Raw genomic sequence first — 12,330 nt, forward strand, 5'->3', positions numbered from 1 at the left:
AAAACACCTGCACCGCTCAACGACTACTGCCACCTGGATATCATAACAAATAAATAAGACCCATGAAAAAAAACCCCGAGCACCCGCGCCCCCCTTTTTGCATTCGCGCGCGCGAACGGCGTACGCTGGAAAACATCGATCATCCGAATGCTCTACCATGGCGATGCCGTAAGCGCATCAACAATATGAAAGCGAAGCGCTTGGCCGTCACCAAGGAGAGCCAGAATGATCCCGACATGCAGACCACATGTCCGCTGCATCGCAGCCATGATGTTCACGTTGCTCGCATCCTCGGCGGCATTCGCCGATACCATCGCGCTGAAGGCGAATCTACAGCCATCGAGCGAAGTCCCGCCACGCGTCAGCAAAGGCCACGGCATGCTCGACGCCACGTTCGACACCGACACCAAGGTCATCACCTGGACCGCGACTTACGCCGAGCTTTCCGGCCCGGTCACGATGGCCCACTTCCACGGTCCCGCGCCCGTCGGCCAGAACGCGAAGCCGCAAGTACCCGCCGACAAACATGCGCTCGCCAGCCCGATGAAAGGTCGGGCCACGCTCACCGAGCAGCAGGTCACGGACCTCATGGCCGGGCAATGGTATTTCAACATTCACACACAGGAAAACCCGACCGGCGAGATTCGCGGTCAGGTGATGCCATCGAACTGATCGGCTCGACTCAAAGCCTGAGCCCGCTACGATGAGTTGGCAAAGCGCGTTCGCATGCTGGCTGCTCAAGCGGCAAATGCGGCCGGAAACGGCGAAGCCGACACTCGATGTCGAGCGCGCGCGGACCTACGCATCGCGCCGAATCTGGTTGCCGCGTGTACCGAAGGGATGGCGACTCGATATCGAGCCGGATGGCGAATGGTTGCACCGCGAGAGCGCCGCGCGTGATCGACGAACGGTGTTTTATCTCCACGGCGGCGGCTATTACTTTTGCTCGCCGCGCAGTCATCGAGCGATCACGTTCGGTCTTGCGACGCGTGCGGATGCCGACGTGTTTTCGCTCGATTACCGGCTGGCTCCCGAGCATCGCTTTCCGGCCGCGCTCGACGACGCCGTTGCCGCTTACCGCCGCCTGCTCGCGTCGGGCATCGATGCAAAATCGATCGTCATTGCGGGCGATTCGGCCGGCGGTGGCCTCGCGCTCGCCACATTGCTCGCGCTTCGCGATGCACGGGTTCAATTGCCCGCCAGCGCGGTTCTGTTTTCGCCGTGGACCGACCTGACCTGCGGCGGCGCGTCGATGCAAGCAAACGAAGGCCGTGACCCGATGTTCCACGCATCGGTCTTCCCGCGCGTGGCCGCGCTCTATCTCGGCGATGCCGATTCGCGTGATCCCTACGCATCACCGCTTTTCGGCGATTATCGAGGCCTGCCGCCGCTCCTGATTCAAGCAAGCGACACGGAATTGCTTCTAGACGATGCCACACGCGTCGCGAAGATAGCGCGTGAAACCAACGTGGACGTGCAATTGCAAATCTGGCGCAACGTCCCGCATATTTTCCAGATCTGGGCGCCATTCATGCCCGAAGCGCGCGATGCGCTCACGCAAGCCGCGCGTTTCATATCGACCACGACGAGCGCCGGCAACGCTCAGCGCCCGCCGATCACCTCGATGGTCTGATACGCGCGCTCGACCGCCGCCGTTCCGTATTGCCGTTCGAGTCTGCGCACAGTGAAGTGTCCGAGCGCCATCTGCTGAAAATGGTCGATGAACACGGTGTTGACCATGGCGCCGAGAACCGCGCCGATGGCCGGAATCGACTTGGCCGCGACCTGCTCGCTGACCTGCACCGAGAAGCGCGACGCGATGGTCTGCAAGAATTTGAGCAACGCGGTCGAGCCATGACTGCTCAATCCCTTGGCCGCGATTTCGTTGGTCGCGCGCGAGATGGACTGCGCGAGCGCGCCGCGAACGATGAAATAGCCGATGTCGGCGTTATCGTCGTCTTTGTGGGTGCCGCCCATGCCGAGCACCATCATGCATTGCAACTGCGTCTCCACGCGATGCACGTCCTCGCCTTCGCTGCGCGCGATGTCGCAAATCGAGCGAAACATCAACGTGGTCGTGACGGGCAACTCGACGGGCAACGCAAACAAGCCGAATGCGCCGCCCGCCGCACCCGTCGTCGCGACGGCGAGTTTGTGCATCAGATTGCGCGGTTTGTCCGGCGGCGGCGCGAGCAGCGAGTCGGACGGCGCGCTGTTGCCGAGCGTGCGCAGCGCAAGCTGCAGGCATTTCTTGAGCGCGACTTGCGTGGCTTCGTCGACTTTCCCCTGGGCCGAGGCTGGAAGCCGTCCCATGAGTTTTTCGATCGGCGCGCCGACCACGCTCGCCAGTTTCATCGTGAGCGAAGGGCTTTCGAGCGCCTCCTTCGCGCGGGACAGAGCGGTGAAATCTTCGGCAGTAAGCGGCGAAGTGATGATGGGCGTCGGTTGCATACGAAAAATGTCCGGGAACGTGCATGAAGAGAGCGGTGGGCCACACGGCTTAGAGCACGCGAGCGTGCTATGATTCCCCATTCTTTGACTCGTCAATAATTGCGTCCACAAAAATGGCCGTTCACACAGCCGCGCATCACTCCAGCGGACAGGTCTTGCCCTTCCGCGAATCGCTCATGGCGATGTTGGGCATCTCTTTCGTCACCATGCTCGTCGCGCTGGACCAGACCGTCGTGGGCACCGCGCTGCCTACTATCGTGGCCGAACTCAAAGGCTTCGATCTCTACGCCTGGGTCGCGACCTCCTATTTGCTGACCTCCGTCATCACCGTGCCTATTTTCGGGCGGCTCGGTGACTACTACGGTCGCAAACCCTTCGTGATCGCTTCGATTATCGTGTTCACGGTGGCGTCCGTGTTGTGCGGACTCGCCAACAGCATGATGTTTTTGGTGCTCGCGCGCGGTTTGCAGGGCATCGGCGGCGGGATGCTGGTTGGCACCGCGTTCGCGTGCATCGCGGATCTGTTCCCGGATTCGGTCGTGCGCCTGCGCTGGCAGGTGCTGATGAGTTCCGCTTTCGGCATCGCCAATGCGGTCGGCCCTTCGCTCGGCGGGATTCTCACGCAGTATTACGGCTGGCGCTCGGTGTTCTACGTGAATCTGCCCGTCGGCGTGCTGTCGCTGTTCTTCGTCTGGCGCTTTTTGCCGCATCTGCGGCATGTCGCGCACGAAGGCAAGATGCGGCTCGACTGGCCCGGCGCCGCGCTGATCGCGGTTGCGCTCGGCGCGCTGCAATTGTTCGTCGAGATGTTGCCGAAGCACGGCATCAGTGTCGAGACGGCGATGCTGTTGGCGGTGGCCATCGTGGCGTCCTACAGCCTGTGGAAGTGGGAACTGCGTTGCAGCTACGCGATTCTTCCCGTCGACATGTTCCGCAACAAGAGCCTCGCCGCGCTGTTCACGCTGGCGATTCTCGGCGGCTTCACCATGTTCTCGCTGCTGTTTTACGCGCCGCTGCTGTTCCAAGGCGGCTTCGGCATGTCGCCGAAAGACGCGGGCATGATGATCACGCCGCTCGTCGTGTTCATTACCATTGGCAGTATCGTGAACGGACGAATCGTGACGCGTTTGAAGAACGCGAATCTCATGCTGTACGTGGGTTTCGCGTTTCTCGCCGCGTCGTGTTTCGGCGTGGTGATCGCCACGCATACGATGCCGCGTTCCATGCTGCTCGTCGTCATGCTGATGGGCGGGCTCGGCCTGGGCTTCGTCATGCCGAACCTCACCGTGTTCGCGCAACAGACCGCGGGACGTCAGCATCTGGGAATTGCGACGGCATTGTTGCAATCGCTACGCATGATCGGCGGGATGATCGGCACGGCATTGACCGGCACGCTCGTGAGCCATCTGTACGCGAGCGGCGTGAGCCTCGCGCTTGAACGAGATCACGCAATGCACTGGCTCGGCGATCTTTCCGATCCGCAAATCCTCATCAATCGCGAAGGACAGGACACGCTGCTCGCGCAGCTTGCGGCTGCGGGTCATAACGGCGCGATGCTGCTCGAATCCGCGCGCGAATCGCTGGTGGCGGCAATCCACATCGGCCTGGCGGTCGCGGCCGTCGTCGCGGTCGTTTCGCTCTGGCAGTCGCGCCGCGTGCCGCCCGTGCGCTTGAAACGAACGCACGAACCGGTCATCCTCGCCGAATGAATTACAACGGAATCGAGAGCATGAACGAACAGGAACGTATCGCGGTGGTGCAGCAGTTCGGGCGGACGTATCGCGCTTTCATGTCGGCGTTCGAAGCAGCCGTCGGCCAGCCGATGCCGCGCTGGCGCATTCTGTTCGCCTTGCATGAGCACGAGGGCGAGGTGTCGCAGAAGAAACTCGTCGAACGCCTGCGCGTGGACCCGGGCGCGCTGACTCGTCAGTTGAAGACGCTGGAAGGTCTCGGCTGGGTCGTGCGCAGCGTGGATGTTCGCGACAATCGCGTGTCGAATGTCGCGCTGACAGCGCAAGGCCGCGCGGCGGCGGAAGAGGGCATGCCGCGCCGCACGGCGTTTCTGCACGACACCATGGCATCGTTGCCGGACGACGCCATCGAGGCGCTGTCGGGCGCGCTTCATATGCTCGAAGCGCGCATTCAGGAAGTCGCGGTGCAAAATGCAGCGAACGCCGCACTCGTCGATACCGCCGCCGAAAAAGCCTGACGCGTCAAAAGAACGTTTCGATCACTTCGGTGACGCGGTATTTAGGATCGACCACGAGCACCTGACGCCACTTGTCGAAAGTGAGACACGGGTGCGAGATGTCGAAGGCGATCATGTCGCCGACCTTGAGATCATCGCCGGGCTTGATGCGCAAGTAAGCGTGCTGGTCCATCAGGCCGAAAATTTCCCAGCCTTCATCCGTCGAGATATCGCGTGGCGCTTCCATGCCCGGACGAAAATGCTTCGCCGGTTCCGGCAAGCCCGCGTCGAATGCGGAATCGCGCTTACCGAGCCCGATGATCGCGCGGTCCGGCTCGGGAATGGACTGCACGTACGCCCACAATTGCAGCGCGGGTTTAAGCCCTTGCCCCATCTTCTTCGCGATGGGATTGCGCGCGAAGATTTCGTTCTGCGCTTTCTTGTAGATGCCGACGTCGTGCGTCAGATAGCAGCCGGGACGCAGTACGACTTCAATGGCGTCGCTGTTCGCCTTGGCGAATGCGTCGGCGACGACGTCGTACCATGCCGATCCCGCGCCCGAGAGAATCGCCGGCTTGCGCGCGATCTTGCCAGCATCGATCAGAGCGCGGGTGGTGTCGACGGCGCTCTTCAAAAAGTCGCGTACCTTCGATTCGTCCTGCAAGACGCCTTCGTATAGTTCGATTCCCGCCAGTTCGATCGTGCCCGGCCAGCGCGCGATGGCCGCGAGCACGGCTTCGCGCTGCGCGTCGTCGCGCACGCCCGTGCGTCCGCCCGGCACGCCGAGTTCGATCAGCACGTTCAGCTTCTTGTGCACGTCGCTGAAGAATGCGCCCAGTTGATCGACGCCATCCGCTGAATCGACGAGACAGAAGAACTCGAAGTTCGGGTCCGTCAGCAACTCGGCGATCATGCCCATGTTGCGTTTGCCGACGAGCTGATTCGCCAGCAGGATGCGATACACGCCGCCGCGATACGCCGCGCGCACCTGATGCGCCGTGGCGAGCGTGATGCCCCACGCACCGGTGTCGAGTTGGCGGCGAAAGAGTTGCGGCGCCATGGTGGTCTTGCCGTGCGGCGCGAGCTTCACGCCGTACTCTTCGACGAACGCTTGCATCCACTTCAAATTGTGTTCGATGCGCTCTGCATACAGCACGGCGGCAGGCAAGCTCACGTCCTCTTCAAGCAGGTTCCATTGCAGACGCGCCGCGTCCGTCAGATTGATGCCCGTGCCCGGCACCATGCCGAGACCCTTGCCAAACGGGTCGATTGTCGCGTTCTGATAGTTTGTAACTTTCATGTGCTGCTACTCCATCGTCCGGATGAATAGATTCTGTCGGTACTTAAAATGGCGTCGCGGTTGACGGCATCATGTTACCCAAAGTAGCATTCTCGTTGAAATGTTATTTAGTAACATACACTGTGGGTTAACCCTGTCAGCACTATGAACGGCCACGCCGATTCGCTCACCTTCGATATCGTCGCGCGCATCGCGCAACGCGCGCCCGAATTGCGCAGCGCCGAGCGCAAGGTCGCCGCGCTGATCCTCGACGATCTCACGGGCGCGTCGCGGGCAAGCATCGGCGCGCTTGCGGACAAGGCGGAAGTAAGTATCGCCACGGTCACGCGCTTTGCGAAAGCGGTCGGCTGTCAGGACGTGCGCGAACTCAAGCTGCGGCTCGCGCAGGCGGCGGGCGTCGGGCAACGCTTTCTAAAGCCCGAACCGGACGCCGTGCCTGAAACACTCGCCGCGCGCATCTTCGAGGAAGTGCAGGCCACGCTCGCACAGAATCAGGGTGCGCTGCGTGCCGCGCCTATCGCGCAAGCCGCCGATGCACTCGCGGCTGCGTCGATGATCTACGTGTTCGGCATGGGCGGCGGCTCGACCGCGCTCGCCGACGAGATGCGCTTTCGTCTCGTGCGGCTCGGGCGGCCGGTGGCGTCGTATCAGGACGGACTGCTGCAGCGCATGGTGGCATCGACGTTATCGAGCGAACACGTCGTTGTCGCGCTGTCCGTGACGGGGCAGACGCCGGAGATGCTCGAAAGCTGCCGGATCGCGCGTGAATACGGCGCGTGCGTGATCGCGTTGACCGCGCCGGCGTCGCCGCTGGCGAAGCTCGCCGACTGGCTCATTCCGGTCATCGCGATAGAAACGGATTTCATCTACAAGCCTTCGTCGTCGCGTTACGCAATGATGATGGCGCTCGATCTGCTCGTCACCGAACTCGCGGTGAAGCAGGCCGATCACAGCCGTGAACTGCTGCGCCGCATGAAGCACGCGCTCGATGCGCATCGTGGCGGCGGCGAGCGGCAACCTTTGGGAGACTGACATGGAATCGCCCTCGAAGCAGAAGGCCGATACGTTGATCATCGGTGCGCGTGTGATCGACGGCACGGGTGCGCCCGCCGTCGAGCGCGATGTCGCGGTGCGCGATGGCCGCATCGTCGCCATCGTGGCGCCCGGCGCACTCGCCAACTGGAACGCCGATGAAGTGTTCGACGCGCAGGGCAAGGTGCTGGCGCCCGGTTTCATCGACGTCCATACGCACGACGACACGCACGTGATCCGCTCGCCGCAGATGATGCCGAAGATCACGCAAGGCGTGACCACGGTGATCGTCGGCAATTGCGGGATCAGCGCGTCGCCGGTGACGTTGAAGGGCAACCCGCCCGATCCGATGAATCTGCTCGGCGACGCCGACGCGTTCAAATATCCGACCTTCGCCGCTTATGTCGATGCCGTCAACGAAGCGCGTCCCGCCGTGAATGTCGGCGCGCTGATCGGCCATACGGCGCTGCGCAACAATCACATGGACCGGCTGGATCGCGCGGCGAACGGCGCTGAAGTGGATGGCATGCGAGCGCAACTCGAAGAAGCGCTGGATAACGGCGCGCTGGGGTTATCGAGCGGGCTGGCTTACGGTTCGGCGTTCAACGCGCCGCCAGAGGAAGTGGAGGCGCTTGCCGAGCCGCTTGCCAAGGCAGGCGCGCTATACACGACGCACATGCGCACCGAGTTCGATGCAATTCTCGATGCAATGGAAGAGGCGTATCGCGTCGGTCGCCATGCGCGTGTGCCGGTGGTGATTTCGCATTTGAAGTGCGCGGGACCGTCGAACTGGGGACGCAGCGTGGAAGTGCTGAAGTCGCTCGAAACGGTGCGCGAGGGTCAGCCGCTCGGTTGCGATTGTTATCCGTATAACCGCAGTTCGTCGACGCTGGATCTGAAGCAGGTGACGGGGGATATCGACATCACCATCACGTGGTCGGAGCCGCATCCGGAGATGGCGGGCAAGCTGATTCGCGAGGCAGCGGCCGACTGGAACGTGAGCCAGCAGGATGCGGCGAAACGCTTGCAGCCGGCGGGCGCGGTGTATCACAACATGTCGGAAGACGATGTGCGGCGCATTCTCGCGCATCCCGCGACGATGGTTGGCTCGGATGGCTTGCCGAACGATCCGCTGCCGCATCCGCGCTTGTGGGGCGCGTTTCCGCGCGTGCTTGGCCACTACGCGCGCGATACGGCGCTGATGCCGCTCGAAGAAGCGGTGCGCAAGATGACGAGCCTGACGGCGCGGCGTTTCAGCCTGCCCGAGCGTGGCGAAGTGAAAGTGGGTTATCACGCCGATCTGGTCGTGTTCGATCCCGAGCGTGTGCGCGATGCCGCTACCTTCGCGAAGCCGCAGCAGGCGGCGGACGGCATCGACGCGGTGTGGGTGAATGGGGTTTTGACGTATCGCGATGCCGCCGTGACCGGCGCGCGCGCGGGACGTTTCGTGGCGCGCGGCGCGGCATTCAAGCTGGATGCGCAGGGTGCGTTTTGAATTCTTTACGATTGAATCAAGGAGTTGAACGATGAAGCGATATGGCGTTGAAGGCGGCAAGGGACAAGGCGGCGCGCATATGCCGTTTGCACGCGCGGTGGAGGCCGATGGCTGGCTCTTCGTGTCGGGCCAGACGCCGATGGAGAACGGCGAAGTGATCAACGGCGGAATCGTCGAGCAGACGCACAAGGCAATTCAAAACGTGATCGCCATTCTGACGGAAGCGGGATATGGCACGGAGCATGTCGTGCGCTGCGGCGTCTGGCTGGACGATCCGCGCGATTTCGCTTCTTTCAACAAGATCTTCAAGGAGTACCTCGGCGCGAATCCGCCGGCGAGAGCTTGCGTGGTGTCGTCGATGGTGATCGATTGCAAGGTCGAGGTGGATTGCGTGGCTTATAAGAAGGCGTCGGCTTGAACGTCAATGCGGCTCCGGGAAGTCGGAGCCGCATTGACGAGCTTCACTGCCGCGCCAACCGCGCATTATCCGGCATCGGCAAATTGAAATTCGTCCGGAACGGATTGATATCCAGCCCGCCGCGCCGCGTGTAACGCGCGTACACCGCGAGCCTTTCCGGCTGACATTCCCGCATCACGTCCATGAAAATGCGCTCGACGCATTGCTCGTGAAAACCGGTATGTCCGCGAAACGAAATCAGATAGCGCAGCAAACCCGCGTGATCGATCTGCCCGCCGTAGTAGCGAATCTGCACGCTGCCCCAATCCGGCTGTCCCGTCACCGGGCAATTCGACTTCAGCAGATTCGAATACAGCGTCTCGTCGACGGGTGCTTCGCCATGCGTCGCGCTCAACAGTGAAGGATCGGGCATATAGATGTCCGTATCCAGATCGAGCCTGTCGAGCGACAAGCCATCGAACTCTTCCATCGCGAGCTTGCCGAAATCTGCCGGCGCGGCAAGTTGCACCGATACGGTCGCTCCGCAGATCGCCGATACGTCGCGCTTGATGGCCGCGCGCACGTCGTCGATGGAGTCGAACTTCGTCTGCGCGAACGAGCCAAGGTAAAGCTTGAACGACTTCGATTCGACGATATTCGGCGAATCCGCCGGCACGAAGAACGTCGCCACCGCGATCTGCGGCTTGCCGCGCGCGTTCAGCCACGAAAGCTCGTAAGCGTTCCAGATGTCGGTGCCGAAGAACGGCAGCCGCGCGCCGACGCCGATGGCATCGCGCGCGCTCTTGCGCTCTATCGGAAACAGCAGCGACGCATCGTACTGTTCGGTGTAGTGGACAGGCTTGCCGAGCGGAGATTGTTCGGGTGTCATGTTGCGTTCGCTATGCCGCTGAGAACATGCCCGGTCGGACTCACGCCGCGGGCCGATTCGCAATGGCGAATTTGATCGTCGAAGAAAAAGTCGGGCTCGAATTCACGCAGGAATTCGCCCTTGTCCAGACCGCCCAGGAACATCGCTTCGTCGATTTCGATGTCCCACGCCATCAACGTCCGGATCGCGCGCTCGTGCGCGGGAGCGGAACGCGCGGTGACGAGCGCGGTGCGGATATGCATGGCCGCCTGCTCGCCTTCATTCGCGGCGGCAATGCGTTGCAGCTTGTTCAGCGCTTCGAGCAGCGGCTTCAACGGTCCGCCCGGCAGCGGCAGATCTTTCTTGTTCGTTTCATGGCCGACGAAGGCCAGCAAACCGTCGGCCTGAAACACGCGCTCGGCTTCATCGGAGAAGAGAACGGCGTCGCCATCGAACGCAATGCGAATTTCATCCGCGTAACGGCTCGCTGCGCGCGGCGTTTCCGGCAGCACGCGCGCGGCGGGAAAACCGGCGGCGAGCGCGTCGCGTACATCGTCGGGATTCGCCGATAAAAATAGCGACGCACGCAGCGGTTTCAAGTAGCTGAAGGGCGAACGGCCGCGCGTGAACACGCCGCGTTCGATTGCCAGTCCATGCTCACGGCACGAATGGAACGCGCGCAGGCCGCTGATAGGATCGCTGCGCGAAAGGATCACTACTTCCACGCGCTGCTCGCCCGCATTGAGCGCGAGCAGTTTGCGGATGAGCCCGAACGCCACGCCCGGTTTCGCGGGATTGTCCAGCCGCGAGCGTTGCAGTGCTTCGTAACGCGCCAGATCGCCCGCCTCGAACACGCTGTTTTCTTCCTCGAAGTCGAAGAGCGCGCGCGACGAAATCGCGACGACGAGTTTGTCTTCGAGCGTGAACTTGGACATGAAGTCTCGACTTACGCCAGGAACAGCTTGTAGACGGGGTTCTGCTGCTCGTCCCACCACGGATAACCGAGCGTCGCGAGAAAGCGCTCGAACTCGGCGTTATCCGCCCTCGGCACCTGAATGCCGACGAGAATCGAGCTATAGTCCGCGCCTTGATTCCGGTAGTGGAACAGGCTGATGTTCCAGTCCGGCGCCATCGACGAAAGGAAGCGCATGAGCGCGCCCGGCCGCTCGGGAAATTCGAAACGCAGCAGGCGTTCGTCATGCGCGAGCGGCGAATGGCCGCCGACCATGTAGCGAATGTGCTGCTTCGAGAGTTCGTCGTGCGACAGATCGACCGTCGCGAACCCGTGCTCGATGAACGCCGAGCGCATCTGCACCGTCTCGTTGCGCGACTTGATCTGCACGCCGACGAAGATATGCGCGGCCGCCGCATCCGCGATACGGTAGTTGAACTCGGTCACGCTGCGATCGCCGACGAGTTCGCAAAAGCGTTTGAAGCTGCCGCGTTCCTCGGGAATCGTCACCGCGAACACGGCCTCGCGCGCCTCGCCCACTTCCGCGCGTTCCGCCACGAAGCGCATGCGGTCGAAATTCATGTTCGCGCCGGAAGTCACCGCGATCAACGTCTTTCCTTCGATACCTTCGCGTTCCGCATAGACCTTCGCGCCCGCCACCGCGAGCGAGCCCGCCGGTTCGAGCACGCTGCGCGTGTCCTGGAAGACGTCCTTGATGGCGGCGCAAAGCGCGTCGGTATCGACGGTGATGACTTCATCGAGCAACTCGCTGCACAGGCGGAAGGTTTCCTCGCCGACGAGCTTCACCGCCGTGCCGTCCGAAAACAGGCCGACTTCGCTCAAGGTAACGCGCTCGCCCGCCTCGATGGATTGCGCCATCGCGCAGGAATCCTCGGTCTGCACGCCGATGACCTTGATCTCCGGCCTGATCGCCTTGACGTACGCCGACACGCCCGCCGCCAAGCCGCCGCCGCCGATCGGCACGAAGATCGCGTGAATCGGACCTTGATGCTGGCGCAGGATTTCCATGGCGACGGTGCCTTGTCCGGCGATCACGTCGGGATCGTCGAACGGATGGACGAAGGTGAGGCCGCGTTCTTCCTGGAGCTGCACGGCGCGCGCGTAGGCGTCGCTATACGATTCGCCCGCCAGCACCACTTCGACAGTCGAGCCGCCATGCGCGCGGATCGCGTCGATTTTCACTTGCGGCGTGGTCGTGGGCACGGCGATCACCGCGCGACAGCCGAGCCGCGCCGCCGACAAAGCCACGCCCTGCGCATGATTGCCCGCCGACGCCGTAATGACCCCGCGCGCCAGAACGTCGGCGGGCAGGTTGGCCATCTTGTTGTAAGCGCCCCGAATCTTGAAGGAGAACACCGGCTGGTTGTCCTCGCGCTTGAGGTAGACGGCGTTATGCAGGCGCGCGGACAAACTGCGCGCGGGTTCGAGCTCGCTCTCGCGCGCGACGTCATAGACTCGCGCGGTCAGCACTTTCTTCAGGTAGTCTGGATGTGTCATGCGTCGAAATCGTCGCGCAGGCCGGCTGCGCGCTGCTTTTTGAGGGCGAAAGCATGAATGATAGCGCGGAAGAAGCAGCATTCCGGCTACGACGCCTTATCGCCGACCGACCGGCCGGGAGTAAAAGCG

General features: G+C 62.4%; 12 protein-coding genes. 7 read left to right on the plus strand and 5 right to left on the minus strand.

Annotated elements, in window-relative coordinates:
• The first annotated feature begins 267 nt into the window (after positions 1–267).
• A complete protein-coding gene (locus NCR98_RS01595) occupies positions 268–672 on the plus strand; it encodes a CHRD domain-containing protein (protein WP_250491751.1) in 405 nt (134 codons plus the stop codon).
• 31 nt (positions 673–703) lie between these two features.
• Positions 704–1,633 (plus strand): alpha/beta hydrolase, encoded by a 930-nt coding sequence (locus NCR98_RS01600; RefSeq protein ID WP_250525361.1) that lies wholly within the window; start codon positions 704–706, stop codon positions 1,631–1,633.
• Here NCR98_RS01600 and NCR98_RS01605 read toward each other — a convergent pair.
• Positions 1,603–2,451 (minus strand): EcsC family protein, encoded by an 849-nt coding sequence (locus NCR98_RS01605; RefSeq protein ID WP_244826944.1) that lies wholly within the window; start codon positions 2,449–2,451, stop codon positions 1,603–1,605. The two genes, NCR98_RS01600 and NCR98_RS01605, sit on opposite strands and share 31 nt — an antisense overlap.
• 113 nt (positions 2,452–2,564) lie before the next feature.
• On the opposite strand from NCR98_RS01605, the gene NCR98_RS01610 reads away from it, so the two are divergent.
• Entirely contained in the window at positions 2,565–4,160 is a 1,596-nt protein-coding gene (locus NCR98_RS01610) for an MDR family MFS transporter (RefSeq protein ID WP_244826945.1), read from the plus strand.
• 20 nt (positions 4,161–4,180) lie between these two features.
• Entirely contained in the window at positions 4,181–4,660 is a 480-nt protein-coding gene (locus NCR98_RS01615; RefSeq protein WP_250462921.1) for a MarR family winged helix-turn-helix transcriptional regulator, read from the plus strand.
• Positions 4,661–4,664: 4 nt separating this feature from the next.
• Here the strand turns inward: NCR98_RS01615 and NCR98_RS01620 are convergent, their stop codons facing one another.
• Entirely contained in the window at positions 4,665–5,939 is a 1,275-nt protein-coding gene (locus tag NCR98_RS01620; protein ID WP_250525362.1) for an amino acid deaminase, read from the minus strand.
• A gap of 144 nt (positions 5,940–6,083) precedes the next feature.
• On the opposite strand from NCR98_RS01620, the gene NCR98_RS01625 reads away from it, so the two are divergent.
• Genes NCR98_RS01625 through NCR98_RS01635 form a run of 3 tightly spaced genes read left to right on the plus strand, consistent with a single transcriptional unit; the run spans position 6,084 to position 8,884 of the window.
• Complete coding sequence (locus NCR98_RS01625; RefSeq protein ID WP_250462928.1) at positions 6,084–6,971, plus strand: MurR/RpiR family transcriptional regulator; 888 nt, start codon at positions 6,084–6,086, stop codon at positions 6,969–6,971.
• 1 nt (position 6,972) lies between these two features.
• Complete coding sequence (locus NCR98_RS01630; RefSeq protein WP_250525363.1) at positions 6,973–8,466, plus strand: N-acyl-D-amino-acid deacylase family protein; 1,494 nt, start codon at positions 6,973–6,975, stop codon at positions 8,464–8,466.
• A gap of 31 nt (positions 8,467–8,497) precedes the next feature.
• Positions 8,498–8,884, plus strand: a complete 387-nt coding sequence (locus tag NCR98_RS01635) for a RidA family protein (protein ID WP_250525364.1) — start codon at positions 8,498–8,500, stop codon at positions 8,882–8,884.
• A 43-nt stretch (positions 8,885–8,927) separates the two neighbouring features.
• Here the strand turns inward: NCR98_RS01635 and queF are convergent, their stop codons facing one another.
• The 3 genes from queF to ilvA are packed head-to-tail and all read right to left on the minus strand — an operon-like array spanning position 8,928 to position 12,282.
• Entirely contained in the window at positions 8,928–9,752 is an 825-nt protein-coding gene (queF, locus tag NCR98_RS01640) for an NADPH-dependent 7-cyano-7-deazaguanine reductase QueF (RefSeq protein ID WP_244826952.1), read from the minus strand.
• A complete protein-coding gene (locus NCR98_RS01645; RefSeq protein ID WP_250462936.1) occupies positions 9,749–10,666 on the minus strand; it encodes a 5'-nucleotidase in 918 nt (305 codons plus the stop codon). The genes queF and NCR98_RS01645 overlap by 4 nt, the downstream gene beginning before the upstream one ends.
• 11 nt (positions 10,667–10,677) lie before the next feature.
• Complete coding sequence (ilvA, locus tag NCR98_RS01650) at positions 10,678–12,282, minus strand: threonine ammonia-lyase, biosynthetic (RefSeq protein ID WP_284503748.1); 1,605 nt, start codon at positions 12,280–12,282, stop codon at positions 10,678–10,680.
• Between the last annotated feature and the right edge of the window lie 48 nt (positions 12,283–12,330).

The sequence above is a fragment of the Caballeronia sp. GAWG2-1 genome (assembly GCF_023631405.1).
Taxonomy (GTDB): Bacteria; Pseudomonadota; Gammaproteobacteria; order Burkholderiales; family Burkholderiaceae; genus Caballeronia.

What these genes read in the sequence shown, in the direction of transcription:
- NCR98_RS01595 (WP_250491751.1), top strand. Translation starts at nt 268, where the DNA reads ATGATGTTCACGTTGCTCGCATCCTCGGCGGCATTCGCCGATACCATC.
- NCR98_RS01600 (WP_250525361.1), top strand. Translation starts at nt 704, where the DNA reads ATGAGTTGGCAAAGCGCGTTCGCATGCTGGCTGCTCAAGCGGCAAATG.
- NCR98_RS01605 (WP_244826944.1), bottom strand. Translation starts at nt 2,451, where the DNA reads ATGCAACCGACGCCCATCATCACTTCGCCGCTTACTGCCGAAGATTTC.
- NCR98_RS01610 (WP_244826945.1), top strand. Translation starts at nt 2,565, where the DNA reads ATGGCCGTTCACACAGCCGCGCATCACTCCAGCGGACAGGTCTTGCCC.
- NCR98_RS01615 (WP_250462921.1), top strand. Translation starts at nt 4,181, where the DNA reads ATGAACGAACAGGAACGTATCGCGGTGGTGCAGCAGTTCGGGCGGACG.
- NCR98_RS01620 (WP_250525362.1), bottom strand. Translation starts at nt 5,939, where the DNA reads ATGAAAGTTACAAACTATCAGAACGCGACAATCGACCCGTTTGGCAAG.
- NCR98_RS01625 (WP_250462928.1), top strand. Translation starts at nt 6,084, where the DNA reads ATGAACGGCCACGCCGATTCGCTCACCTTCGATATCGTCGCGCGCATC.
- NCR98_RS01630 (WP_250525363.1), top strand. Translation starts at nt 6,973, where the DNA reads ATGGAATCGCCCTCGAAGCAGAAGGCCGATACGTTGATCATCGGTGCG.
- NCR98_RS01635 (WP_250525364.1), top strand. Translation starts at nt 8,498, where the DNA reads ATGAAGCGATATGGCGTTGAAGGCGGCAAGGGACAAGGCGGCGCGCAT.
- queF (WP_244826952.1), bottom strand. Translation starts at nt 9,752, where the DNA reads ATGACACCCGAACAATCTCCGCTCGGCAAGCCTGTCCACTACACCGAA.
- NCR98_RS01645 (WP_250462936.1), bottom strand. Translation starts at nt 10,666, where the DNA reads ATGTCCAAGTTCACGCTCGAAGACAAACTCGTCGTCGCGATTTCGTCG.
- ilvA (WP_284503748.1), bottom strand. Translation starts at nt 12,282, where the DNA reads ATGCTGCTTCTTCCGCGCTATCATTCATGCTTTCGCCCTCAAAAAGCA.